Origin of the sequence: Microcoleus sp. MON2_D5 (assembly GCF_036701905.1) — a bacterium.
Taxonomy (GTDB): Bacteria; Cyanobacteriota; Cyanobacteriia; order Cyanobacteriales; family Microcoleaceae; genus Microcoleus.
This window is the reverse complement of the sequence record NZ_JAUBRM010000016.1, coordinates 38536-63522: the sequence shown is the minus strand read 5'-3', so window position 1 is coordinate 63522 and position 24987 is coordinate 38536. Positions and strand designations below refer to the sequence as shown.

Sequence of the window (24987 nt, the reverse complement as noted above, 5' to 3'; positions counted from 1 at the left end):
CTTAAAGAAATACTAACGCAATCTTTAGGTATCCCGCATGAAAGTTAGTTTGCTCCCGGTTTTAAACGACCCTAACCTTGACGCTGCTGCGCCCTCAACGCAGCGCCAGCTAGCGATTTCGGTGTCTGCGACGGCAAGCTCGATCGACTCCAGCGTACCCTTAAACCTGTGCCTGATTCTCGACCACAGCGGTTCGATGGGCGGACGCCCCTTGGAAACCGTCAAACAAGCCGCCGGACGGTTGCTCGACAGGTTGAAGCCAGGGGATCGCTTTTGCGCGGTGGCTTTCGATCATAAAGCCAAAGTCCTCGTCCCCAATCAAATTGTGGGAGATCCCAGCAGTATTAAACGGCAAATTGAGCAATTGCGCTCGGCCGGTGGCACAGCAATTGATGAGGGCATTAAGTTAGGTATTGAAGAGTTGGGCAAAGGCAAAAAAGAAGCTATATCTCAGGCATTTCTGCTGACTGACGGCGAAAATGAACACGGCGACGACAGCCGCTGTTTGAAGTTGGCTAAATTGGCTGCTGACTACAACATGACTTTAAATTCTCTGGGATTTGGCGATAACTGGAACCAGGATATTTTGGAAAAGATTGCTGACGCTGGCGGCGGTGCTCTGGCACACATTCAGCGTCCCGAAGATGCGGTTGACGAGTTTGGCAAACTATTTACTCGCATCCAAGGTGTAGGTTTGACTAATGCTTATTTGCTATTTTCCCTAATGCCAAAAGTGCGGTTAGCCGAACTCAAACCGATCGCCCAAGTTGCCCCGGATACGATCGAATTACCGGTACAGCAAGAGGGCGATCGTTTTATGGTGCGCCTGGGAGATTTAATGAAGGATATAGAGCGAGTAGTTTTGGCTAATATTTATATTGGACAGTTGCCCGAAGGTACACAGGCGATCGGGCAATTGCAAATTCGCTACGACGATCCGAGTCTGGGTCAAAGTTTGCTTTCCGATCCCGTTGCAGTTTCCGCTAATGTCTTGAAAGTTTATCAGCCGGCACTTAACCCGACTGTGCAGCAGCACATTTTAGCTTTGGCTAAATACCGCCAAACTCAACTCGCAGAAACCCGATTGCAACAGGGCGATCGAGCTGGTGCGGCAACGATGCTGCAAACTGCCGCTAAAACTGCTCTGCAAATGGGTGATAAAAGTGCCGCAACTGTGCTGCAAACCTCTGCTACTCGCTTGCAGTCGGGTGAACAATTGAGTGAAGCCGATCGCAAGAAAACTCGGATTGCTTCTAAAACTATTTTGAAGTAATCGCGCGATTTGAAATTTTAAATAATTTTAAATTGGGCGATCGGACAATTTGGTGATGCGAAATCGCCTCTACAAAAACGAAACCCGCCTGGGCGCGGGTTTCAATATTCTGAGTCTCGCCTGCAAAAAGCGAAAGTCAGTGTATGCCGATTGTTTCAAGCTGTGGATCGTGTAGAAGCTCGATCGTCTAGAATGTTTCTATCACCTATCAAGAGTGCTTGTATGAACCAGACAATATCTGATAAAGTACGCTGGACTACCGCCGATTTAGAACTATTGCCCGATAACGGCGATCGTTATGAAATTATTGATGGGGAGTTATTTATGACTAGAGCACCGCATTGGGGGCATCAACAGACTTGCGGCAGATTTTTTTCTTGCCTTGATACTTGGTCGATGTCTACTGGTTTGGGACGAGTCGCCATCAATCCAGGTCTTATTTTCAGTGATGCTGATAATGTTATTCCTGATGTAGTTTGGGCTAGCAACGAACGCTTGGCTATCTTGCTAGACGAAGCCGGCCATTTAACCGCCGCACCCGAGTTAATTGTTGAAGTATTGTCCCCCGGTGCAGACAATGAAAGACGGGATAGAGATTTGAAACTCAGACTCTATTCAGTGCGAGGAGTGCAGGAATACTGGGTTGTGAATTGGCAATTGCAGCAAATAGAAGTTTATCGCAGGGAACAAGCAAGTTTAAGGCTCATTGCTACGCTGTTGAGCAATGATGAACTAACTTCGCCTGTGTTGCCCGGTTTTAGTTGTTCTGTAGCTCAAATTTTTGCCTGAATTATGAAATCATCCTTTTACAATTTAATTGCTACTCTAGTAATCTTTACTATCTTTGGTAATATATCCCCTGCTGTCTCTGCTAAATCCTCAGCAATATTAATAGTTCAAAAAACGATTGTTCAAAATCCTGCTGAAGACTTATTCAATAGTGCTTTAGCTAAATCAGAGGCGGGAGATATCCAAGGGGCGATCGCCGATTACACCGAAGCTATTCGCCTCAACCCCAACTACGCCAAAGCCTACAACAAACGCGGCATCATCCACGGCCGCAATCTCAAAGACTATCCAGCAGCTAAAGCAGATTTCGATCGCGCAATTGAAATCAACCCCAATTACGGCGACGCTTACTACAACCGCGCCAGAGTCCGCGAGTTCTTAGAAGACAAACCTGGGGCGATCGCCGATTATCAAAAAGCAGCCGAACTCTATCAAAAAGATGGCAATACCGACGATTATCAAGATGCCATCAAGCATCTTCAAATGCTGCAAGAATAAATGGCTTTTGAAAACATAGTATAATACCTGCGATCGGCGTTCATCCGCATTCATCGGCGGTTAAACACTCCAAATTAACTATTCAAAAAATGCCCGAAACTTCCACCGTCACCGTCACCGTACCCGCCACAACCGCCAACCTAGGCCCCGGCTTTGACTGCATCGGCGCCGCTTTAAGCCTCTACAACCGCTTCCAATTCTCCCGACTCGAACCTTCAGCAACAGAGAAACTAAGAATTACAGTTACAGGTCAAGAAGCCGCCAAAGTCAAGACAGATGACAGCAATCTGGCTTATCAAGCTTTTCTCAAGTTATACGATCGCCTCAACCAATCGCCGCCCCCTGTAGCGATACATATAGATATGCAAGTGCCGCTGGCTAGAGGTTTAGGAAGTTCCGCCACAGCTATTGTCGGTGGCTTAGTCGGTGCAAATGAGTTAGCCGGTGCGCCTTTGAGTCAAGTGGAAGTGATGCAATTGGCGATCGAACTTGAAGGACATCCCGACAACGTTGTCCCCGCTTTACTCGGAGGTTGTCGCCTCGCTGCTAGCAATCCACCCCCCCAACCCCCCCTTAGTAAGGGGGGGCTAAGAGAAGAATTCCCCCTCCGTGAAGCGGGGCTAACAGAACAATCACCCTTAGATTTAGAGGCGGAAATTCTACCATCACCCCCCCTTAGCAAGGGGGGGCAGGGGGGGGGTTCCTGGGAAATTTGCGACATTCCCTGGCATCACAATATTGTGCCCGTGGTAGCCATTCCCGATTTTGAACTGTCTACAGCCGAAGCCCGCAAAGTTTTGCCAGCAGATTACAGTAAGGCTGACGCGATTTTTAATGCCGCACACCTCGGTTTGCTAGTGCGGGCTTTGGAAACTGGGAATGAAAACTGGCTGCGCTGCGCCCTCCAAGACAAAATTCACCAACCTTACCGACAATCTCTGATTAAGGGATATGAAGCGGTGCAACAAGCCGCCGTGAATGCAGGGGCTTGTGGAATGGTAATTAGCGGTGCCGGGCCGACGCTTTTGGCTTTAACGGATGCTACTAATGCTGATGCGGTTGTGAGGGAAATGGCGGCTGCTTGGATGGAATTTGAGGTAAAGGCAGATGTAAGGGCGATCTGCCTCGATACTCAAGGCGCGCAAGTCTCCCTTTAGTTATTCTCCTCCTAGACACGCAACATCTACATAACCGTGTTTTGTAGGGGCAATCTCCCGTGGTTGCCCCTCTCCATGGAATTATTCCTATTTCTATTCTCTTCCTCTCTCCTTCCAATCTCTTGAATATCAACTCACGTCTCTTTTCGATAACTTCTGCCATGCCCTCTACAAAATTTTACCTTTAAAAAAAATGCAGTCATTGTAGGGGCGGACTCACCATAATCTCAGGCTAAAACCAACAATCTCAAAAACCAGTCCCTACAATGAATGTAAATACTATTAATTAGCTGTGACGCATGGGAATTTCTATGTAAATTTTAGTACCTTTACCGGGTTCCGAAAAACACTTTAACTCTCCTTTGTGCTGCTCTACAATTATCTGATAGCTGAGAGCAAGTCCCGAGTAGATGGGTGGTTCCGCAGGAGGGGCAACCAAAAATGGCTCAGAAAGTTGCGCTGTGATATCTTTGCTAATTGCCATGTCGTTATCAGCAATCTCAATAGAAATTCGCTCAGCATCGACCACCTGAGTGCTAATCAAAATCACAGGCTTAAATTTGATTGATTCCAACTCTGCCAACTCTTGAGCAGACTCTTCCAAAATATCGATCGCGTGATTGATGATATTCAGAAAAGCTTGATTGAGCAGACCTGCATAACACTCAATTTGTGGCAAATTGCCGAATTCTTTCATCACCTTGATGTCTCGCCTTCCCTCGCGAGCCGGCAAGCGGTGCTGTAACAACAACAGAGTATTTTCTAAACCGTCAGAAACATCGAATAACTGCCAGCCCGATCGATCGCTGCGGGAAAAATCCTGTAGCGACAAGATTATTTGGCGGATGCGATCGCTCCCGGTACGCATGGAACTCACAATTTTTAATAAATCGTCGAGTACGAATTCCACATCCATATCTTGTTGTTTTTGCATGATTTCTGCTCCGGGTTCTACTACGTCTTTTTGATACAATCGCAGCAGTTCAATTAAATCGGTAGCGTAACTTTGGACGTGAGTTAGATTGCTGTAAATAAAAGTAATTGGGTTGTTAATTTCGTGGGCGATACCTGATACCAATTCGCCCAAACTAGACATTTTTTCAGTTTGCAGCATTCGATCGCGCGACAGTTGCAATTCTTGCTGGGTGAGAGCCAACTGCGCCCTCAACTCGCGCGATCGCTTAGAAGCGCGCACCCGCGCCAATAATTCCTGCTTAACTATCGGTTTAAACAGAAAATCGTCAAAGGGCGCATCCAATTCTTGAACTTCATCAAATTGCTCGGCTGTTGTCAGCAGAATAAAATAGGCTGCCGCCAATTCTCGATCGGCCTTCAGCAGCCGGCACACCTCCAAAAAGTTGATTTGAGGCGAAGTCCCGTCGCAAATTATCGCATCGGGGGACACTTCCCTCGCCAAGTCTAAACCCTCTTTGTCGTCGGAAACGACTCTTACCTGATGTCCCTCTTGGCCGAGTAACTCTTGCACCACTTGAAAAGTCACAGTATCCGCGACGATCGCCAGAATCTTTGCCATACTTCTACCATCTCCACAAATTACTTTTTAGGATACAACCGCCCGAATTGCGCTGACATATTTAAAATTCCCAAATAGTTCAATGCCACCAAAAAACAACCGATGCCCGAGCCCTCAAAACCAAAAATAGCTCATACCATTTTAGATTTTATATTTTAGAGTAAAAAATTGGGAATGACTTACTGTATAATAATAGTTGGGAGCTTGCCTACAGTTGCATATTTTTTGGGGAATGGCATCACTAGAAGGTATAATTTTAGACGGGCAATGCAAAAATGCAAATTTTCTCCTTCGTAATTAATGGTACATCAGAGCTTTCTGCCGAAAGACTGCTGAGGGCGATCGCAGATACTTTCTCAAGTTGCGCCAGGAAACAATAAAAAACTTTAAAATCAATTAATAGTATCGTCAAATTCACCTTCTCGGTCAGCGCCTGAGAATGCCAATTACCAACACCACCTCAACTTTGATTCAAGCCGAAACACTAGAACTATTAGAATGGCCGCGCCTGTGTCAGCACTTGGCTACCTTCGCGGCCACCAAACTCGGCGTCGCCGCCGCCCTCGACCTCGAAATCCCGGCAAATCAAGCTCAAACAGCAGAACTCCTAGCCCAAACTCAGGAAGCTTATCAGTTAGAGAGCCGCGCTGGCGGTGCTTTGAGTTTTGAAGGAATCCAAGACATCGGCACTTCGCTGCAGCGAGCCGAACTGCAAGGTTTGCTCAGCGGCGAAGAATTGCTGGCAATTGCTACCACCCTCGCCGGAGCAAGGCAATTGCGCCGGATAATTGACTCTCAGGCAGATGTGCCGACGCTCAAAGAACTGGTAGCCCAATTGCGGACTTATCCCGAACTAGAGCAAGAAATCCACCGCTGTATAGACGATCGCGCTCAAGTAGCAGACAGAGCCACTCCTAAATTAGCAGGAATTAGAGTTCAAATGCGACAGTTGCGCGATCGCATTTATCAAATATTGCAGGGGATTTTGCAGCGCCAATCCAACGCCGTACAAGAACAGCTAATTACCCAAAGAAGCGGACGCTTTGTCATTCCCGTCAAAGCTCCACAAAAAGATGCCATACCGGGCATCGTTCACGACTCCTCGGCCAGCGGCGCGACACTGTACGTAGAACCCCACAGCACAGTCAATCTTAACAACCAAATGCGGCAGTTTCTCAGGCAAGAACAAGCCGAAGAAGAAGCAGTCCGCCGCGCCCTCACGGAGCAAGTCGCAGCAGTAAAACCTGATTTAGACAGATTGGTGGTGGTAGTTACAACTTTAGATTTAGCGGCCGCTAAAGCGCGTTATAGTTTTTGGTTGCAAGCCAATCCGCCGAAATTTATCGAATTGGGAGAGCCAGAATTAGCACCAAAAAATCCCGAAAAAGAAGATGAGGAAAAAGAAGAAAAAGAAGATGAGGAAAACTCAGAAAACAGTCAATTATTAATTCGCAACCTGCGATCGCAAATTACCCTGCGCCAGTTGCGCCATCCTTTATTAGTTTGGCAGCAACAGCACGAACAAGGCTTTCCAGTCGTGCCGGTCGATTTAACGATCGGGCCGCACATCCGCGTCGTCGCCATCACAGGTCCCAACACGGGCGGCAAAACTGTCACCCTCAAAACCTTGGGATTGGCAGCTTTAATGGCGAAAGCAGGAATGTTTGTTGCCGCCCGCGAACCCGTAGAATTGCCTTGGTTCGACAATATTTTGGCCGATATTGGTGACGAACAATCTTTGCAGCAAAGTTTGTCTACTTTCTCCGGTCATATCCGTCGCATCAGCCGCATTTTAGAAGTTTTACACAATAAATCGCAGGCGGAAGGGGAAGAAAATTCAAATCTTGCAATTACTAATTCCCAACAGCAAGACCAAGAAGTCACAGATACACAAAACACTGTTTCTGCTCTCCCAATTCTCAAACCTAAATTACAAATTCCCCAACCCCAAATCCCAAATCCCAATTCCCAATTACCAATTCTCAAATCTTTAGTTTTGTTAGACGAAGTAGGAGCGGGGACAGACCCCTCAGAAGGCAGTGCATTGGCGATCGCCCTGTTGCAATATCTCGCCCAACATTCCCTATTAACAGTTGCAACTACCCACTTTGGCGAACTCAAAGCCCTCAAATATCAAGACTCCCGCTTTGAAAATGCCTCAGTAGAATTTGACGACAATTCCATGCAGCCAACCTATCGCTTGCTGTGGGGAATTCCCGGACGTTCCAACGCCCTCACCATTGCCAAAAGACTCGGTTTGCTACCATCGATAGTCGATGAAGCTCAAACCTATGTGGGGGGAGCGTCTCAAGATGTCAATCAAGTGATTGCTGGACTCGAAGCACAGCGCCGGAAACAGGAAACCAAGGCCAGAGAAGCAACTCAACTGCTACACCAAACCGAAAAACTGCACAGAGAAGTTTCTCAAAAAGCAGCCGCTTTGCAAGAGCGGGAGAGAGAACTAAAAATAGCTCAGGAAGTGGCAGTAAATGAGGCGATAGGCTCGGCAAAATCAGAAATTGCTCAAATCATTCGTCGCTTGCAGTCGGGCAACCAAACGGCTCAAAATGCCCAACAAGCGACAGAAACCTTAAATCAAATTTCTGAAAAACACCTGCCCTCTCGACAGCAACCGGCTAAACCCAAACCGAGTTTTATGCCGAAAGTGGGCGATCGCATCCGCATTCCCAGCTTGGGCCAAACCGCCGAAGTCCTCAGCGGCCCCGACGCTAACGAAGAGTTGAGCGTTCGGTTTGGGATTATGAAAATGACTGTGAAACTAGGAGAAATTGAATCCCTCGACGGTCAAAAACCGGAAACTAAAGCTCAATTAGCCAAGGCGGCCGCCCAAGCACAAGCACTCGCTACGGCTAAAGCTAAGCAAGCAGCGGCGGAACCTGCAAAACCCAATCCCGAAATTGCCATTCGCACTGCTAATAATACGATCGACCTACGGGGTGCGAGAGTCTCAGACGCAGAAATCGAAATAGACAGAGCTCTTTCCAAAGCCGTGGAATACGGAGTGCTGTGGATAATTCACGGCAAAGGTACGGGACAGTTGCGGCGCGGCGTTCACGAGTTCCTCGCGAATCACCCCCAGGTTTCCCGCTTTGAGCTCGCCAGTCAAAAAGAAGGAGGTGCAGGTGTGACGGTGGTTTATTTGAAATAGTCAGGATTTACGCATTTCCGGTTGACTCGTAATTATATAGTTGTCGGCAGCAAAACAAGTCGCAACGAACATATCATACTGATGCAACCGGAATGAATACTATACTGCAAATGTGGCATAATTAAGAGTTGATTTACCACTTTAGTAACTGCCTGACTAATGAAAAAAACTCCCTCAAATGAAGTTTTGGTTGGCGACTGTCGTGAAGTAATGAAGACCTTGCCAGAAAATTATATTTCTGCGTGTATCACTGACCCACCTTATAATTATGAATTTATTGGTCATAAATGGGATGACTCAGAAATTCAAAGGCGTATTGAAAGAGTCAATGGCAAGGGAAATAAAACCCTTGTTAAAAACATTCCCTATGGCAGTGGTTTAGCAGGTGGAGTCAGAAACGAAAAATGGTATCAAAGGAATCGTAACAACACTCTGGATTATGAAAAGTGGTGCTTTGAGTGGGGTGAGCAGCTTTTTCGGATCTGCAAACCGGGTGCGACAGTTTTAGTTTTCAACAGCACACGGACTGTTGCTCACGTACAAGTAGCACTTGAAAATGCTGGTTTCTATGCGAGAGATATTCTTGTTTATAAAAGATCGAGTGGTATCCCTAAAGGTGTCAATATTAAACAACAGTTAGAGAAGAAAGGATATGAAAATTCTGAAAAATGGGATGGTTGGCACAGTTGTCTGAGGAATGAATGGGAAGCAATCTGCGTACTTCAAAAACCACTGGTCAATAATTACTTGGAAACTCTACAGGAGTATGGTACTGGTGTATTTTATACTAAAGATCAGTTTGGTGGTTTTCAATCAAATATTTTAGAAGGTATACAGCGTGAGAAAACCGAGGAGTTTAACGTCCATTGCACAGTTAAACCAATCGCTCTAATGAGAAAGCTGGTCGAAATATTTGTACCGCGTTTGGAAAATTCTATTCTAATCGATCCTTTCGCAGGATCTGGAACCACATTGCTGGCGGCGAAAGAATTTGGCATTAGGTATGTTGGCATTGAAATAGTACCGGAGTACATAGAGATTATCAACAAGCGCCTTGATAGTTTCAGCGGTATACAGGGAATTCTCCCACTTTTTCAATAAGAAATGACTTTAAATCAAACCCGCTTATTTTTTGTATGAACTCAAACGAATCGTCCCCCGTGTAAACTTTCCAAGTCCCTACTTGGCACGCTGTAATAGCTGCGGGCAAATTATCTTGTCTAAGAATTAAGAATACGGGTTCGTAATTATAAGTACGAAGTAGTGGGCCATAAGATTTGAACTTTTTCAGTGTTCCAGAATCTCCTGAGCCAATACGATATTTTGTATCTATTGCGTACCCATCAACAATCAGATCGCACGGCTCATCGCTTCCAACTTTAAATGCGGGCTGAAAGCTACTGCAATATGTTTTACACGTTTCAGTAACTAACAATTGCCAACACATACCTAACTCACGTCCCCAATATTGCCTATTTTCTTTTTTTATTATTGGAGAAATACCAAACACATCCATTAAAATATCGTGTTCTTCATTCTCTTCTGCATAAATTTTTTTTGTAAATGAGTTTTGGTATCTTCCTAAAATTTCCTCTAGTCTTCTTTCAGTCATCATCAACTACCAGATCAGCTAGACTAACGGATAATGCCTTGGCTATTTTGCTGGCATTAAGTAGCGTTATATTCCTTTCACCTCGTTCAACTGAACCAATATAGGTGCGATGTAATTCAGATAGTTCTGCAAGCTGATCTTGGGAAAGATTTCTGAGCTTTCTGAAATGTCTAACTTTTTTACCAAATTGCTCCGTAATATCCATAGATGGCGCCAGATGAAGCAATGACAACTATAATCTGACAGACTATAAGTAGCGACAGACTATAAGTAGCATTTGAGAGCGCTAGGATCTTGGCATTGATATAAGTCCCGATAGTTTCAAAGCACTGATTTGATTTCGGTCACTCTGTGGCGTAGGATGGTTAGAAGTAAAAATCTATGGGTTTTGCCGATTGCGATCGATCGAACTTGAAGCCGCAACTTTTAACCCGCACCTCCGTCCAGCAATTAGGATTGCCGGAATCAAAGCAACGAGCTATGGAGACAAATTAACAGATGTGCTGTTGCCCACAGGCCGCAAAGCTTGAATCACGGCATACTGTTTGATATCCAGCCTCAATCTGTCTTAATTTCCCGTGCTGAAGCCATGCGCTCGACCGTAAAGCCCTCCGCTCCCACAAACGAAACGGGCCCATCTCCCAACTGGGAAGAATTGACCCAAAAAGCACCAGAACCTACCCAGTTGGACAACATTAAAGCCCAACTGGATTTAGTGCTGTTAGCCCTAGAAGCACTGGCAGAAATTGGCTCAGAGGCGATGCTCAAGGTAGCAGCCGAACTGAATTTAGAGCCAATGGTAGCCGATCGGGTAGCTTTGTGGCGGCTGCGCCAATCTAACCCGCTGCGGAAAGGTCACGGAGGGCGCAAAAAACTCGATGTGGAGGAAGCTCGATCGCTCGTTTTGATAAGCTGTCATTTGGCAAAACAGCACCAAGCTTTAATCCGCCGCGCTGTTGCTTTGCTCGAACAAATGGCAGAGCAAAACCGCGAACCTCACACCATCGCTTTGCTGGGAGATTATATTGACAGGTTCAGCAACACTTATGGCTCGCGCATGGAAGATGCAGAAAATTTATCGGCACGAGAACTAACTGATTTGGCCCTCAAACTCCTGATCGATTTGCTGTTTTACAGCAGTCCCGGCGGGCACCGCCGCCTCTGGCTGGCTCTTCTAGACCGCGCTAAAAATTAGAAATTTATGAAATTGCGATCGGACGAGAATAACGAGAATGACAAACATCAGGAACAGGCAAGATGCCTGTTCCACCAGAAAATTTATTTATTGTGGAACAGGCATCTTGCCTGTTGCTAAAAAAGCTTGTTAAGAATGCTGGAAAATATTAGATAAAACATAGTTATTTCCTCTTCCCTCTTCCTTCTTCCTTCTTCCTTCTTCGCTATGGTTCTCAAACGGTACACGCCCCCCACTTGCACGCTGGAAATTACAGCCAAAAGTTCGCCTCTATCTCGCTGGGCGGGCCAACCGGTGTTTAAATCTTTAAGTTTCGAGCTGCGACTCGACGACCCCAGGCTGCCAGATACCGAACACGTTACCCTCAGGGGCGATCGAATTCAACTCGAAACCCTCCACGAAGCTGTCAGCACCTACGTCCAAAACTTGCTGGGCGAATCCCGCGATTGGGAAAGCAACCTTAACTCTCAAACCGCTCGTACCGCTGCAGGGCCAGACTCGCCACAAGCCGCGCCTAACGCCGTCCTATTCGATCGAGCCGTCAACACTTCCGAACTAGCAACTTCCGCCCCGAACACCTCCTACCTTCCGGTTCCCCCCCGCTTAGAACCCCGCGGCTTGCTCGCCCACAACTTGTTTTTAGGCTCTTTGAGCGCCGCAGAATCCGGGCCGGTAGTAAAATTGAGCACCCTGCAACTGTTTGACTTAGCCACAGCACTAGATGACTGCGCCGCCGAAGTGATGGCGCTTCCCAACCTCAACCGCGAGCCCCGAGGGCCGCTGTCCTCACCCTGGCTTAAGGTGGCAGCAATGATGGTCGCCAGCGCGGGTCTGACGACAGGAATTATCAAAATGCTCGATCGGGCCGCCACCTCCCCGCAAACCGCCACAGCCCCCGCCACAGCCCCCGCCAATCCACAACTCGCCCCCGCTCCAGGAAACCCCCAGCTAGCTGCCGGCGTCTCCCCCAGTCCAGTTCCCGCCCTACCGACACCCGCAGCACCAACACCCGCAGCCACACCCGGTTTACCGCCCCTGCCGCCCCCGCCCATCAACACCGCCGCCTCGCCCAGCCCCAGCTTACCTCCCATCGCCCTCGCCCCAAATCCCCCCAGCAACAGACCCAGCCCCATCCAGCAGCCACCCCTGCTATTTCCCGCCAACGGCAGCGCAGCCAGCGCCCCACAGAGCGCCCCAGCTTTCCCTCAAGGGCAAACAATCACAATTCCCGCCCCCGAAGAACCGCCCATTTCCGCCCGCCAAGCACCTGCACCAGTACCCTACGTGCTGCCCCCCCTACCGCCGAGACTAGCTCCCGCCGTACCGCCCCCCCTGCCGCCCTCCCTGTCTGCTTCCCGATTTCCCGTTCCCCCGCCGCAGCCCTCGCCCCGCCCCATCGAGCCGATTGTCCCCCCCGCCAGTACCGAACTCCCACCTCTTGAGGATGCTCAACCCCCAGCCGAACCCGAGGACAACAACCAGGCCGCGGCGAGTCAAAAAAACCGCACTTTATTTGATACAATTCCTCAAGTTTCAGAAGCTAGAACTTACTTTGAGGAACGCTGGAAGCCTCCAGAAGGAATGGAACAAACTTTGGAATACAGCGTGCTGATCGATGAAAATGGGTCAGTTCAAACTATTGTGCCGATGGGAAAAGCAGCAGCAGATTATATCGAGCAAATTAATATGCCATTAGTCGGCGAGCCGTTTGTTTCTGCCGTTTCTAATGGCAAAAACCCGAAAATTCGAGTTGTTTTGCGACCGAACGGTCGAGTACAAACCTTTTTGGAAGAGAGTGATTAAACGCTCTCAAACACATTGTCGAGATGGGAAATCCCGGTTAATTGCTAATCTTAAACAAGTTCAAAAAAAATCAAATTTTAACTGCCGCCGCAGCAGCCAGCGTATTGACAGTTGCTCCAGTTTAGGCGGCAAATATTTCTTTACCCGTGCGCGCAGAGTCACCATTGGCAAAAGTTGCTGAAACTCGTTAACCGGTTCGCATTGTGAACCCTACAAACTTCCTTCTTCCTTCTTCCTTCTTCCTTCTTCCTTCTTCCTTCTTCCTTCTTCCTTCTTCCTTCTATATCATCAATGCCCTTTTTTTCTATCCCAAACTTCTCCAATCCAATAAAAAACTGCAATCCCGCCACAACTAAATAAAAAATCTTCAATACTAGCACTGCGATTGGGTAAAATCGCTTGCAGCATTTCTTCCGCAGCAGTGAACAGGGTAAAAATTGCGGGTCCGAAAGGAATTGAATAATTAAACAAATTGATATTTTTTTTTCCAGTTGCTCTATGGCACAGAAAAGATGCTATTCCGTACAAAATAAAGTGGCCGAGTTTGTCATAAGGCGGATGAGCGAGAGGAAAGTTGACTAAGTTCCCCGTATCGGCTAAAAGCATGATACTGAGAAGAATTAAAACGTACACAAAACAAGCAATAATCCAGAATTTTTTTGATAAGTTCATCTTTTTTTTGCCGATAGCAACTAGGGACAAATCTATTCCGCGCAGCGCAAAAATAAAAACAAATCTGGTTAATTACGCATTGTCTTTGTAGGCGTCGGCCTACCCGTAGCAGCCGCTAAAATTTAATATGTTTTTACTGTCAAAACTTGCGGAGGCGACGCATCGGGCGGATAAATAAAATCCACTTCGACAAGTCGCTTTTCTCCCGCTTGCATCTCTAATTTTACCAAAGCTTCCCCCTGCTGTCCGCGCCGCTGCACTAAATGCACGTACCGAGTTTGAGGCACTTTATTGTCATCAGTATAGCGCACTCTGACCGTTCCCCTAAAAAAAGTTTGAGGTGCCGGAGGTTCTAAAAAACTAAGTCCTCCTGAAGTTAATTTGTCTGTCTTAATTGGAGTTTGAATTGCGACAGTTACAGTTTGATTTTTGCTGGTAAAATTGTACAGCGGCAAGCTGAGACTGTATTGAATTCCGTAATTGCCGTGGGCGCGGTATGCTGTATCTGGGTAGCGGACTAGCATTCTCGCACTTTGCACTTGATTTGTGCCCAGCATCCCGCGCGGGAGGCTGCTTAATGGATAGGAAAATGCTGTTCCCGGTTGGGGAATTGCTAGGTTTGATGTGGCTTGGTTGTCTGAGAGAAGTGCTCGCCATTCGGAACCTAATGCTACACCAGCAACTCGGCCGTAAATTAGTTGACCTTCGGTGATTTCTGGCGGTGTGGGAGTTCGATCGCGCGGCCCGGCTATATTACCATTGTCTAATAAGTTTTGCCATTCTGCTAAGTTGGGCGATCGCTCCTTTCCCTGTCCGTTTCCATCTCCGTCAACTCGGGCAAACATCGCCAGACTGGCAACATAGACTATACCATCGCTGCGTAACCGCATCAAGGTCGATCGACCGTTTAGCGGCGGTACCAATCCCCGCACCGGTATCGCATGATTCATCAACAGTTCGCTTTTTCCCGGTGGAATAATTAACTCAGCCCCAAACTCAGACTGTCTCCTTCCTCTCAAAATATCATTCACAGCGCGGCTTCCCGGCCCCGCGTAAATATTACTGTTTGAATTATCGACTTGTGGCGGCAATTCAATAAAAGGTGCATCCGGTTGACTGAGATAACTCGCAGCTTGCAATATATCTAATTTTACTGGTTTATTGCCAGGATTGTAAACAATTACTCCTTGATACAAGGTTCGCAAATCTTCCGGCGAAGGTGCGCGGGCGATGTGGTGGGCAAATATGTCGAAACGTCCGTGAAACGGAAAGTTTAAATGTGCCGCCGGAAATCTTTTACCATCCGGGGGAAATGTCGAAAGCAAAATTCCTTCTTGCAGCACTACTTCTGGACTGTTGCTGTTAAATACTGGTATGTTGTCTAACTGTCCGGGGAGAGGTCGCACTTCTTGGATTTGGACGATTTCTTGAGGTGCGGGAGGAGTTTGGGCTAAGGGGATAATTGATAGAATGGGCAGCATTTTTTGATGTTTTGCGTTTGGGAGATGAGATTTTTTTTACCGCAGAGGGCGCAGAGGGCGCAGAGGAAGAGAGGGAAGAGAAGAGGAGGTAAGTAAATATTCGTGTCAGGGCGGGTTTTGTACGGAGATTTTACCTACCAGTCCTAGCAGATATTGGGATTTTTACCTCGCCCACTGTTGTAATATGTAATTGTAAAATTGGGCTGTGTCTACTTTATCCATTGATTGAATTTTTCGCCCTCCTATTTTAAGTTTTGTGCGTCCTTGGCTGATGCCTTCGGTAATAATTTCTGTTTCCCATTCTCGCAGTTGGTAAAATTCGGGATGCGCTAAATAAGCGGTTGCCAAAATGTCCCAAAAATAATAATCTTGAGATATTGCTAGGGCATAACACTGTCCGGCTAAGTCGGAAATAGGATATTGGCGCTGTCTTGCTAAGACATTGGAAAATTCTACAGTCAGCGGTACATTATTAGTGATGTCTAAGGGACACATGACAACGGGAATTTGGGTTTGCCAAATTCTATCGATTGCTATCGGGTCCCAGTAAGCATTCCATTCCGCCGACATATCTTGTCCGGGTTCCATATCTTTGCTAACATTGCCGATAACATTTAGCGCGCCTCCCATCCAGACAATTTCTTGAATTTTGCTTTCTATTTCTGGCGCGATATCTAAAGCTTGCGCTACTGTTGTTAACGGCCCTGTTACCATTAATGTGACGGGTTCGGCTGCATCCTGCAAAACTCGCACCATAAAGTTTTGTCCGGGTTCTGATATTAACGGCGTGTCAATGGTTCCTTTTTCATTTAGAATGGGAAGTCGATCGACTGCAAAGGAATCTCGCCGAAATAACACGGGAAATGGGTTGAGTCCTCGCACCGTACTCGCCGCCACCGGAACTTCTGAACGCCCCATCAAATCGAGGATTTTGCGCGTTGCACTCACAGCCGGTTGAATGTAGCAGTCCGCAGGAGTTACAATTACTCCCAGAGTTTCGACTTCCTCCATTGTCATCAGCAACACGACGGAGAGATAGTCGTCAACTGCACCGTCGTGATCCATGAGTACGAGTTTTTTGGGCATTTTGCTTCCCGGTGACTGAAGTAGTGTAAAGTACAAATATTAATTTTTTTGTGCGAGAAACACAACTGCCTCAACTATATGAATAAAGTATCACCTTACGGCTCTTGGAAATCGCCTATTTCTTCCGATTTAATTGTTTCTGGAACGGTCGGACTCGGACAAATTGCTATTGACGGCGATGATATTTACTGGGTTGAGGGAAGGCCTTCGGAAGCGGGAAGAAGCGTCCTCGTGCGGCGCACTCCTGACGGTACAATTAGCGACGTGACACCGCCTCCTTTTAATGTTCGCACTCGCGTTAACGAATACGGCGGCGCTTCCTTTGCAGTTGCGGGCGGTGTTGTCTATTTTTCTCATTTTGCCGACCAACGTATTTATACTCAAACATTAAATTCTCAACCCGAACCTCTGACACCTACTGCTAATTCTCGCTATGCAGATGCGATAGTGGACAAGCAAAGAAATCGCCTGATTTGCGTGCGCGAAGACCATGCAGGTGAGGGCGAACCTGTCAATACTATTGTTAGCATTAATTTAGATAACGGCGAAGATATCCAAATCTTAACTCAGGGCAATGATTTTTATGCTTCCCCTCGTTTGACTCCTGACGGTTCTCTACTTTCCTGGATTTGTTGGAACCATCCAAATATGCCGTGGGATGGCACAGAATTGTGGGTAGCAGAAATTAATGCTGACGGTTCTTTAGGTGAAAAATACTTAGTGGCTGGCGGGTTTGAGGAGTCGATTTTTCAACCCGAATGGTCGCCCGATGGAGTTTTGTATTTTGTTTCTGACAAGTCTAACTGGTGGAATTTCTACCGCTGGCAATCTAGAACCCCCCTCAATCCCTCCTTGGTAAGGGGGGAAGCAGAGATAGAAACCAGCTTGTGCGAAATGGCGGCTGAATTCGGACTTCCTCAGTGGGTTTTTGGAATGTCTACTTATGCCGTTGTCTCGGAAAGCCAAATTATTTGCACCTACACTCAGCAAGGCCAGTGGCATTTAGCGAGTCTTGATTTAACGACAAAGCATTTGACAACTATTGAGACGCCTTACACTGATATTTCGTCGGTCAAAGCGCGGGGAGAAACTGTTGTTTTTCTGGCAAGTTCGCCGACTGAATCTACTGCTATTGTACAACTCAATTTAGCAACAAGCCAACTAGAAATATTGCGCCAATCGAGCAATTTAAGCATCAATCCGGGTTATCTTTCGGTACCGGAACCGATTGAATTCCCCACGGAAAACAATTTGACTGCTTTCGGTTTCTTCTATCCCCCGAAAAATCAAGATTTCGCAGCACCTGCGGGTGAAAAACCGCCGCTTGTCGTCAAAAGTCACGGCGGCCCAACTGCTGCTACTTCTAGCAGCATGAATTTGAAAATTCAATATTGGACGAGTCGCGGTTTTGCCGTACTCGATGTTAATTACGGCGGCAGCACTGGTTACGGCCGAGAATACAGAAAAAGACTGCAAGATAGTTGGGGAATTGTCGATGTTGACGACTGCGCTAACGGTGCTAAATATTTAGCTCAAAAAGGTTTAGTTGATGGCGAAAGAATGGCGATCGCCGGAGGCAGCGCAGGGGGGTACACTACTCTGTGCGCTCTTACTTTCCGCGATGTGTTTAAAGCGGGTGCGAGCTATTATGGAGTTAGCGATTTGGAAGCTTTGGCCACGGATACTCACAAGTTTGAAGCGCGCTATCTGGATGGATTGATCGGGCCTTATCCCGAAAGAAAAGATTTGTATGTAGCTCGTTCGCCTATTCATTCCGCCGAACGTTTATCTTGTCCCGTTATCTTTTTTCAAGGATTAGAAGATAAAGTGGTTCCGCCCAATCAAGCGGAAATGATGGTAGAGATATTGAAAGCTAAAGGTTTGCCGGTTGCTTATGTTGCTTATGAAGGGGAACACCATGGTTTTCGCCGCGCTGAAAATATCAAAAGAACTCTTGACGGCGAATTCTATTTCTATTCCCGGGTGTTTAAGTTTGAGTTAGCTGAACCTGTGGAGGAAGTGGTGATTTTCAATCTTTAGAAAACATGAAGTTTGCAGTTGCTCGGTCTTCCCTAAAACGCACCTGCAAGCTTTATCATAATTCGCAAATTTTAAATGTGATTTACTTCACAAATTTGGCGGTTTCCTATCACAAATTTTGCTGTTTATTGTCACACTTTTAAAGGCAATAGAGTTCTAAATTTTTATAGTGCGATCGCCTTTTGCTACCGCAAAAAAGCCCGATCGCGCAATCGTCAAATTCAGACTTAATCCCTATGCTAACTCCTATTCACCTGATTCCATCTGCTTTGGCCGAGCTGTTTGCCGAAGTGAATCATAATGGCTACATTACCCTAGCCGATAGGTACGGTTTGATGGCTGCTATTTTTGACGAAAATTTGACGGAGGAAGACAAACGCTCGATCGATCGACTCCTGCGCTCTGTGTGTCGAGGAAAGATCAAATTAGTTAACGAATTGTCTATGATCAGGTAAGTGAGGATAATTTTACTTAAGAATAATTTTAAACATCTCAATAATTAAAAAAAGTCCCAATTCTCTGGTAGTTGGGACTTAGAGCGAGAAAACTATTGTTAATTTTTTATCGACATAGAACTTACGCAAAAAAAGGTTTAGCGCACTAATTTATAGCGGTAGGATTTGCACTGCGAACCTTACATATAGTTTTGCGTAAGTGCTGAACAAGTTTAATGTGCAGACATAACTGTAGCCAACTGTAACTTGCTCAAACTTTCTTCAGGCGGAACATCCATCTGATAGCTGAGTGCCGCAGGAATCCCGAGCACGCAGCAGGGAAAATTATTGCCTAGTTCCCTAACCAGCGAGTGGTTGCCGGAATCGCAGCCCAAGAATAGTAAATTTGCTGATTCTAATTCAACCACGTTTCTCAGTTCTGTAGCAACGCGCCCGATGCGTAAATGAGCTTTGAATAAACCGCGCCATTCCTCAGCCAAACAGCGCGCTTGCCACAGCAACTTATCTGCTATCTCATACTCATTCTTTTGACCAAAAATTTCTTGAAAATAATGCGGATCGATCCAAGCTTTTTGCTGGGATACCGATGGGATTTCGGTTGGTAAAGCGAGCGCAGGCGCTGCACAACTAAGGGCGAATGTTTCCTCTAAATCAGACACTTTCTGCTGTGCAGCCAAGGCATTTGCTACAGCAACTTTGCAAGTATCTTCGCGGTAACTTTTTGACGATTCGTCGATTACGTATACGACTTGAACCGTGACTTCTTTAGTTGTTACTAAACGAGTTTGATGCGCCATCCACAGGGTAATATCCAGAGCTACTTGACTTTGGGGAGAACTGTTGTAACCGACAATAAAATTGATATTTTTTGCCTGTTTTGAGGATTTTGACTTCTTATAAACTGGTAATGTTGGCTCCGGCAGCAACACCATTTCTTCTGCTAAATTTTGGTATCCCAATGCACTTTCAAAACGCGCTAACATTGTTTTGAGATTCACAGGCTTAACCTCTCTTAAGTGAATTGTTATGTCGATCCGTCGGGTGTTATTCGTCTTGAGTAAAGTAGCGATCGAGAAAATTCAAAGCATAGTTGCGGATTTCGTAATACTCCTTCGATTCCCGCAACTCCTGGCGATCGCGCGGGCGCGCAAACGGCACTGACAAAACTTCACCTATCGTCGCAGCCGGGCCGTTTGTCATCAGCACAATGCGATCGGACATATAGATAGCTTCATCAACATCGTGAGTAATCATCATTGCAGCTTGTCTGTGATTTTCCCAAATATCCAGCACCTGTTTCTGCAACTTGCCGCGAGTTAGAGCATCCAGCGCTCCAAAGGGTTCGTCCATTAATAACATTTTCGGTCGAATCGCCAAAGCTCGCGCAATTCCTACGCGCTGTTTCATGCCCCCTGAAATCTCGTCTGGATATTTATCGGCTGCCGATGTTAAGTTTACCATTGCTAGATGTTCGTTGACAAGACTAATCTTCTCCGGGCGGCTAAGACTTCGCAAAACTTCATCAACTGCTAGCCGAATATTTTCTCGCACCGTCAGCCAAGGCAGCAATCCATAGTGCTGAAATACCATCATGCGATCGGCTCCAGGTTTGCGAATTTCTTTTCCTTCCAGTGTCACCATTCCCGCGGTCTGTTTTTCCAAACCTGCCACTATTTTTAGCAGCGTTGATTTGCCGCAACCCGAGTGACCGATTACCGAAATATATTCGTTTTCTCCAATACTTAAATTGATATTTTCCAAAACGCTAAATTCGCTACCGTCAGCAGTTTTATACGACTTGAACAAGTTGTTAATTTCCAGAAATTCCGGGTGCTTCTGGACTTGGCTGCTGGCTTCGATAGAAGTAGAAAAGTATTGAGTCACGGTATTCTCCTAAAAAGTAGTAAAGTGTTAATTTGATTTCCTTACGGTTGCGTAATTTCTAAAATATTTTAGTCTGTTTCAACCGACTTTAGCTATTAGCCAGGGACTTAAGTGCCTGGGGGGACGGTCGGAAAAGGGCAAGATGTCAAACATTAAGACTGAAAAAAAGACTGAGGGCGGTTGGCTCGAATTTCAAAACTATTCAAATAACCCACCGGATCGCTAGGATCAAATGCCTTTTTATCAATGAAAAGTTCCGCAGGTTCCACTTGGTAATCCTCCTGGGGACAATCGATCCCCATTTCGGCAACAATCTTGCGGTAAAGGTCGGTTCTCCAACCTTTTTTAGCTAATTCCTCAGCATTTTTTGGCACCTCCTTAATCTGTCCCCAGCGGGCGGCTTGAGTCATCAACCAAATACTCTGAGACTGCCACATAAATGTTGAATGATTTCCGGGTATTTGAGGCAAGTTCTTAGGAATGTCATAGAAAATAGTTGCATCTTCCGATTGTATGGTGCGGTCTTTTTCGTCAAACCCTCCATAGTTGTAGTCGCCAACTATTGCCGGTCGCGTAAATTTGTCGATCGCCCCTTTTTTCGGTTTCGCCCCCGTAAACGATCGCTCAGTCAGCAGCGCCGATATTTCACTGCGGTTTTCCGGCTTGCTGCAATACTGACAAGCTTCCACCATTGCCTTAACCAGCGAGTAATAAGTCTTGGGATTTTCCTCAATGAATGATTGCATTACTCCCAAAAGGCGATCGGGATGTCCCAACCAAACTTCCTTCCCTTGCACGAAGGTAAAACCCACTCCCAAATTGCCTTGAATTGCCCGCGTATTCCAAGGTTCGGCTACCATGTAAGCCTGCATCGCGCCAATCCTGATGTTCGTTACCATCTGCGGCGGCGGCACAATAATTACCCGAAATTCTTTGAACGGATCGACACCGGCAGCCGCCGATATGTAGCGGACAAAGTATTCGTAAATCGCAGAACTCAGAACCACTGCCCAAACTCTTTTTTCCGACGGCTGACTGTCAAAAAAGGCTCGAAATTGTTTGCCAAATTCTTCCAAATTGCCGTTGTATTCGTGCCAGGGGCGCAAACCGGAATCCCACATAGCTTTGTTCATCGTCATGGCGTTGCCGTGGCGGTGAATTGTCATTGCCGCGCACAGGGGTGCGTGGCGCGCTCCTTCGGCGCCAATTCGGGCGTTTGTGACGGCGCCGGATACGACTGGGGAGGCGTCGAGGCGGCCGAAGATTACGCCGTCGCGGGAGGTTGCCCAGCTTGCTTCGCGGTTGAGTTTGACGTTTAAACCGTATTTGCGGAAAAAGCCTTTTTTCCAGGCGATCGCAAATGGTGCACAATCGTTAACCGGCACGTATCCTACGGTTAAATTGGGTTTTTCTAAGGTTCGGGAATCGACGATCGGCTTTACGGCTGAGGCTTCTTCAGTCAGTCCTTTTGCCGATCGATCCGCGCTAATTCCACAACCCGATAAAGCCATTCCCGCCGCCGCCGCTCCCATTCCTTGCAAAAACTCTCGGCGGTTCCATTCATTGGAAAACTTGTCACTCATATTTAATTTGACTAATGACTTTTAAATGTTGACTGTTGACTGTTGACTGTTAACTGTTGACTGTTGACTGTTGACAACAGACAACTGCTTGCCTAACAACTGCCAACTGACTAATGACTAATGATTAATGATCGGTCGATGCGTTACCAATTCCTGAACTTTGTCAACAGCAGCGTCGAGCAACAATCCAGTTATGCCAATTACCAACACCGCTAAAAATACCGAGCTCAGATTCAAACGGCTCCACTCATCCCACACAAAAAAGCCAATTCCCACACCGCCTGTCAGCATTTCCACCGCCACAATCACCAGCCAAGCAATCCCCAAACTAATCCGCAAACCTGTAAAAATGTATGGCAAGCTCGCCGGCCAAATTATTTTGGTAATCCGCCTCCAGCGGGGCATTTCCAACACTTGCGCCACATCCAGATAATCCTGGGAAACGCTAGAAACTCCCAAAGCAGTGTTAATAATTGTCGGCCACAAAGACGTGATGAATATAACAAAAATTGCCGACGGCTCTGCTAAATTAAAAATGGATAGAGCTATCGGCAGCCACGCTAGCGGCGACACCGGTTTGAAGATTTGAATCAGCGGATTAAGCGCCATCATTGCCGGTTTCGACATCCCGATGAGAAATCCTACGGGAATCGCAACTGCAGCACCCAGGAAAAATCCCACCAACACCCGTCGCAAACTCGCTAGCAGCAGCCAGCCAATGCCTAAATCTCCAGGCCCGCGCTGATAAAATGGATGCAATATGTAATCTAAATTAGCTATAAACGCCTGATACGGAGTGGGAATCAACTCGCTTTTGAAGCTGGCAACAATCCACCACAAGCCAAGAATTCCCAAAAAACCCGCAGCAGGTAACAAAACAGCATCTCGGATGACAACGGGTTTTACACGCTTCCACGTTGCAACTCCTGCAAGTGCGATCGCAGATAAATTAAGCTGTATGAACATTTCAATCTCCTTCAGAGTCAGGGCAGGTACAAGAATCTTGAACAATACCAACCTGAGACACTGACGAAGCCAAACAATCTTTTTCAGAACATTTGGCTTTTCAGTCTCTTCTCAATGCCTGCGAAGTTAGCTGACGGGCTAGGACTGAGAGATGTCCTTCTCCTTAGATTTCAAAATCCAAAATTACACTTAAATTTGGCAATTTTTAACTTTGCTTTTTAATTCTTTAGAGATTCGCCCCGAAAATTGGTTCCTCCGCTCCAGCCGCACGCTTGGTTCGATCGCGCATTGGTGGATTAGGCTTGACGTTTTAAGCCAATTTAACTTAAGCTAGCACGACCATTTAATTTTGTCAATATGTCTTTAGAAGTAGCTATTGGCGATCGGGGAAGCCCAAAAAAAGTTGACAAACTCTTCAAAAAATTAATTATTAAACTAACCTAGAGAGATAAAATGCGATCGCTGACTTGATTTATATATTAAGGGCCATGATTGATTTTAGCCAAGCGCTACAAGATAAAATTGACCTAATTACCCAAAACTGGATCGAAGCTGTTCGCGCCGAGGAACAAATCCAAACCGCCAAACAACTCACCTACGATTCCGTGCGCGACAGCCTTCCCGTCGTACTGCAAGCGATGGTAACTATGCTGTCCCAATCAGAAGACAGCGACACTGGGACAGTCATAGAAGAAAGTTTACACCACGGGACTGTCAGGGCACAACAAGGTTACGATGCCCAAGAAATTGCGCGGGAATACCGCTTGCTGCGGAGGGTAATTTTCGATGCTTTAGAGCCAGAATTGCTAAAAGGCTCGGGCGCTGAAGTGAGCCGAGCTTACCGCTTAATTGACAGTGCCATCGACGAAGCAATTGCTGATTGTTTCCAAACCTATACCCAGGCAAGATTCCAAGAACTACAGGAGTTGCACAACCACTTGCAACTTACAAATCAAGAACTGACTCGCTTAGTTCGCGCCAGTCAAGAGAATCTATCTCACTTAGCTCACGAATTGAAAACTCCCCTCACCTCTATTATTGGTTACTCAGAATTGTTTTTGCGCCAACGAAACAATCCTGGACTTAGAGATTCTGTTCCCAATTTGGCACATATTGATAAAGTCCTCAGCAACGGCAGACGCTTACTTAGATTGATTAACGATACTCTCGAAATCTCGCGGTACGACGCGGGACGCATACAATTGCAGCTAACTGCGACAAATGTGCGATCGGCGATCGGGACTGTTGTCGAAATAATCGAGCCTTTGGCTAAAGAAAAAAATTTAGAAATCGTCGTTGAGTGCACTCCGGTTATCGATCAAGTTATGACAGATTACTTGCGGTTGCAGCAAATTATCACTAACTTGGTGAGCAACGCCATTCGCTACACCCAAGCTGGTACTATTACCATAAAAACCGAATTATTGTCAGACGAACAGTGGAGTCTCTGCATCAGCGATACAGGAATTGGCATTGCTTCAGAAGACTGCGATCGGATTTTTCAACCCTATTTTCGAGCCAACAGCTCCCTGGGTTCTAGCATTCCTGACACTACAGGCTTAGGGCTAGCAATTGTCGTTCGATTAGTCAACCTCTTGCAAGGTAAAATCGAATTAGTTTCTGAAGTAGGAGTTGGCTCCTCCTTCACTGTAATTTTTCCCTTAGAATTGGATGGAGTTTAGATTACGGTTAACTGTTGACTGTTGACTGTTGACTGTTGGCTGCCCACTGCCAACTAATGACTAATGACTTCTTCAAATCAGAAACCGAAGAGTTACATAAATAGTCGC

22 protein-coding genes and 1 riboswitch are annotated in these 24987 nt (G+C 46.4%); of the genes, 11 read left to right on the top strand and 11 right to left on the bottom strand.

Annotation, left to right across the window (positions count from 1 at the left end):
- Positions 1–37 precede the first annotated feature (37 nt).
- From QUA47_RS08205 to thrB, 4 genes are all read left to right on the top strand, one after another.
- Complete coding sequence (locus tag QUA47_RS08205) at positions 38–1273, top strand: VWA domain-containing protein (RefSeq protein ID WP_333430386.1); 1236 nt, start codon at positions 38–40, stop codon at positions 1271–1273.
- A 222-nt stretch (positions 1274–1495) separates the two neighbouring features.
- Positions 1496–2062 (top strand): Uma2 family endonuclease, encoded by a 567-nt coding sequence (locus QUA47_RS08200; protein ID WP_333430385.1) that lies wholly within the window; start codon positions 1496–1498, stop codon positions 2060–2062.
- A 3-nt stretch (positions 2063–2065) separates the two neighbouring features.
- Positions 2066–2560 carry a tetratricopeptide repeat protein gene (locus QUA47_RS08195; RefSeq protein ID WP_333404599.1) on the top strand — a complete coding sequence of 165 codons (495 nt, stop codon included), beginning with the start codon at positions 2066–2068 and terminating at the stop codon, positions 2558–2560.
- An 89-nt stretch (positions 2561–2649) separates the two neighbouring features.
- Entirely contained in the window at positions 2650–3717 is a 1068-nt protein-coding gene (thrB, locus tag QUA47_RS08190) for a homoserine kinase (RefSeq protein ID WP_333430384.1), read from the top strand.
- A gap of 286 nt (positions 3718–4003) precedes the next feature.
- Here thrB and QUA47_RS08185 read toward each other — a convergent pair whose 3' ends face one another.
- Complete coding sequence (locus QUA47_RS08185; protein ID WP_333430383.1) at positions 4004–5251, bottom strand: response regulator; 1248 nt, start codon at positions 5249–5251, stop codon at positions 4004–4006.
- Between the two features lie 466 nt (positions 5252–5717).
- Here QUA47_RS08185 and QUA47_RS08180 point away from each other — a divergent pair, with 466 nt between their 5' ends.
- Positions 5718–8420: an endonuclease MutS2 gene (locus QUA47_RS08180; protein ID WP_333430407.1), complete on the top strand. Its 2703-nt coding sequence runs from the start codon at positions 5718–5720 to the stop codon at positions 8418–8420.
- 159 nt (positions 8421–8579) lie between these two features.
- Positions 8580–9521, top strand: a complete 942-nt coding sequence (locus QUA47_RS08175; protein ID WP_333430382.1) for a site-specific DNA-methyltransferase — start codon at positions 8580–8582, stop codon at positions 9519–9521.
- Here the strand turns inward: QUA47_RS08175 and QUA47_RS08170 are convergent.
- On the bottom strand, positions 9484–10035 hold the full coding sequence (locus tag QUA47_RS08170) for a hypothetical protein (protein WP_333430381.1): 552 nt from the start codon (positions 10033–10035) through the stop codon (positions 9484–9486). The genes QUA47_RS08175 and QUA47_RS08170 overlap by 38 nt on opposite strands.
- A complete protein-coding gene (locus tag QUA47_RS08165) occupies positions 10025–10237 on the bottom strand; it encodes a helix-turn-helix transcriptional regulator (RefSeq protein ID WP_333334891.1) in 213 nt (70 codons plus the stop codon). The genes QUA47_RS08170 and QUA47_RS08165 overlap by 11 nt, the downstream gene beginning before the upstream one ends.
- A gap of 384 nt (positions 10238–10621) precedes the next feature.
- On the opposite strand from QUA47_RS08165, the gene QUA47_RS08160 reads away from it, so the two are divergent.
- Positions 10622–11227 carry a DUF3038 domain-containing protein gene (locus QUA47_RS08160; RefSeq protein WP_333215091.1) on the top strand — a complete coding sequence of 202 codons (606 nt, stop codon included), beginning with the start codon at positions 10622–10624 and terminating at the stop codon, positions 11225–11227.
- Between the two features lie 207 nt (positions 11228–11434).
- Positions 11435–13030: a DUF4335 domain-containing protein gene (locus tag QUA47_RS08155; RefSeq protein WP_333430380.1), complete on the top strand. Its 1596-nt coding sequence runs from the start codon at positions 11435–11437 to the stop codon at positions 13028–13030.
- A gap of 158 nt (positions 13031–13188) precedes the next feature.
- Here QUA47_RS08155 and QUA47_RS08150 read toward each other — a convergent pair whose 3' ends face one another.
- The 4 genes from QUA47_RS08150 to QUA47_RS08135 form a co-directional block, all read right to left on the bottom strand.
- Positions 13189–13401 (bottom strand): hypothetical protein, encoded by a 213-nt coding sequence (locus tag QUA47_RS08150; protein WP_333430408.1) that lies wholly within the window; start codon positions 13399–13401, stop codon positions 13189–13191.
- On the bottom strand, positions 13319–13636 hold the full coding sequence (locus QUA47_RS08145) for a VanZ family protein (RefSeq protein ID WP_333430406.1): 318 nt from the start codon (positions 13634–13636) through the stop codon (positions 13319–13321). Before QUA47_RS08145 ends, QUA47_RS08150 begins: the two co-directional genes overlap by 83 nt.
- A gap of 188 nt (positions 13637–13824) precedes the next feature.
- Entirely contained in the window at positions 13825–15183 is a 1359-nt protein-coding gene (locus QUA47_RS08140) for a DUF3370 domain-containing protein (RefSeq protein ID WP_333430379.1), read from the bottom strand.
- 162 nt (positions 15184–15345) lie between these two features.
- Positions 15346–16269, bottom strand: coding sequence for a nucleoside hydrolase (locus tag QUA47_RS08135; RefSeq protein ID WP_333430378.1), 924 nt, complete (start codon positions 16267–16269; stop codon positions 15346–15348).
- A gap of 78 nt (positions 16270–16347) precedes the next feature.
- Between QUA47_RS08135 and QUA47_RS08130 the strand changes: the two genes are divergently transcribed.
- Together QUA47_RS08130 and QUA47_RS08125 are read left to right on the top strand one after the other, a co-directional pair.
- Positions 16348–18309, top strand: coding sequence for a S9 family peptidase (locus QUA47_RS08130; RefSeq protein ID WP_333430377.1), 1962 nt, complete (start codon positions 16348–16350; stop codon positions 18307–18309).
- A 236-nt stretch (positions 18310–18545) separates the two neighbouring features.
- Complete coding sequence (locus tag QUA47_RS08125; protein WP_333123847.1) at positions 18546–18764, top strand: hypothetical protein; 219 nt, start codon at positions 18546–18548, stop codon at positions 18762–18764.
- A 212-nt stretch (positions 18765–18976) separates the two neighbouring features.
- Here the strand turns inward: QUA47_RS08125 and QUA47_RS08120 are convergent, their stop codons facing one another.
- The 4 genes from QUA47_RS08120 to ntrB all read right to left on the bottom strand — a co-directional run bounded on the left by QUA47_RS08120 (position 18977) and on the right by ntrB (position 23197).
- Positions 18977–19762 (bottom strand): universal stress protein, encoded by a 786-nt coding sequence (locus QUA47_RS08120; protein ID WP_333430376.1) that lies wholly within the window; start codon positions 19760–19762, stop codon positions 18977–18979.
- A 46-nt stretch (positions 19763–19808) separates the two neighbouring features.
- Positions 19809–20648 carry a nitrate ABC transporter ATP-binding protein gene (locus tag QUA47_RS08115; RefSeq protein ID WP_333430375.1) on the bottom strand — a complete coding sequence of 280 codons (840 nt, stop codon included), beginning with the start codon at positions 20646–20648 and terminating at the stop codon, positions 19809–19811.
- A 152-nt stretch (positions 20649–20800) separates the two neighbouring features.
- Positions 20801–22231: an ABC transporter substrate-binding protein gene (locus QUA47_RS08110; protein WP_333430374.1), complete on the bottom strand. Its 1431-nt coding sequence runs from the start codon at positions 22229–22231 to the stop codon at positions 20801–20803.
- Positions 22232–22348: 117 nt separating this feature from the next.
- Positions 22349–23197 carry a nitrate ABC transporter permease gene (gene ntrB, locus QUA47_RS08105; RefSeq protein WP_333404580.1) on the bottom strand — a complete coding sequence of 283 codons (849 nt, stop codon included), beginning with the start codon at positions 23195–23197 and terminating at the stop codon, positions 22349–22351.
- 100 nt (positions 23198–23297) lie between these two features.
- A riboswitch (cyclic di-AMP (ydaO/yuaA leader) is annotated at positions 23298–23510 on the bottom strand.
- Positions 23511–23685: 175 nt separating this feature from the next.
- Between ntrB and QUA47_RS08100 the strand changes: the two genes are divergently transcribed.
- The gene (locus QUA47_RS08100) at positions 23686–24879 is read left to right on the top strand and encodes a sensor histidine kinase (protein ID WP_333430373.1); all 1194 of its coding nucleotides are present in this window, start codon (positions 23686–23688) and stop codon (positions 24877–24879) included.
- Positions 24880–24987 lie beyond the last annotated feature (108 nt).

Excerpts from the sequence above, each read along its gene's own strand:
- QUA47_RS08205 (WP_333430386.1), top strand. The coding sequence starts at position 38 with ATGAAAGTTAGTTTGCTCCCGGTTTTAAACGACCCTAACCTTGACGCT.
- QUA47_RS08200 (WP_333430385.1), top strand. The coding sequence starts at position 1,496 with ATGAACCAGACAATATCTGATAAAGTACGCTGGACTACCGCCGATTTA.
- QUA47_RS08195 (WP_333404599.1), top strand. The coding sequence starts at position 2,066 with ATGAAATCATCCTTTTACAATTTAATTGCTACTCTAGTAATCTTTACT.
- thrB (WP_333430384.1), top strand. The coding sequence starts at position 2,650 with ATGCCCGAAACTTCCACCGTCACCGTCACCGTACCCGCCACAACCGCC.
- QUA47_RS08185 (WP_333430383.1), bottom strand. The coding sequence starts at position 5,251 with ATGGCAAAGATTCTGGCGATCGTCGCGGATACTGTGACTTTTCAAGTG.
- QUA47_RS08175 (WP_333430382.1), top strand. The coding sequence starts at position 8,580 with ATGAAAAAAACTCCCTCAAATGAAGTTTTGGTTGGCGACTGTCGTGAA.
- QUA47_RS08170 (WP_333430381.1), bottom strand. The coding sequence starts at position 10,035 with ATGATGACTGAAAGAAGACTAGAGGAAATTTTAGGAAGATACCAAAAC.
- QUA47_RS08165 (WP_333334891.1), bottom strand. The coding sequence starts at position 10,237 with ATGGATATTACGGAGCAATTTGGTAAAAAAGTTAGACATTTCAGAAAG.
- QUA47_RS08160 (WP_333215091.1), top strand. The coding sequence starts at position 10,622 with ATGCGCTCGACCGTAAAGCCCTCCGCTCCCACAAACGAAACGGGCCCA.
- QUA47_RS08155 (WP_333430380.1), top strand. The coding sequence starts at position 11,435 with ATGGTTCTCAAACGGTACACGCCCCCCACTTGCACGCTGGAAATTACA.
- QUA47_RS08145 (WP_333430406.1), bottom strand. The coding sequence starts at position 13,636 with ATGCTTTTAGCCGATACGGGGAACTTAGTCAACTTTCCTCTCGCTCAT.
- QUA47_RS08140 (WP_333430379.1), bottom strand. The coding sequence starts at position 15,183 with ATGCTGCCCATTCTATCAATTATCCCCTTAGCCCAAACTCCTCCCGCA.
- QUA47_RS08135 (WP_333430378.1), bottom strand. The coding sequence starts at position 16,269 with ATGCCCAAAAAACTCGTACTCATGGATCACGACGGTGCAGTTGACGAC.
- QUA47_RS08130 (WP_333430377.1), top strand. The coding sequence starts at position 16,348 with ATGAATAAAGTATCACCTTACGGCTCTTGGAAATCGCCTATTTCTTCC.
- QUA47_RS08125 (WP_333123847.1), top strand. The coding sequence starts at position 18,546 with ATGCTAACTCCTATTCACCTGATTCCATCTGCTTTGGCCGAGCTGTTT.
- QUA47_RS08110 (WP_333430374.1), bottom strand. The coding sequence starts at position 22,231 with ATGAGTGACAAGTTTTCCAATGAATGGAACCGCCGAGAGTTTTTGCAA.
- ntrB (WP_333404580.1), bottom strand. The coding sequence starts at position 23,197 with ATGTTCATACAGCTTAATTTATCTGCGATCGCACTTGCAGGAGTTGCA.
- QUA47_RS08100 (WP_333430373.1), top strand. The coding sequence starts at position 23,686 with ATGATTGATTTTAGCCAAGCGCTACAAGATAAAATTGACCTAATTACC.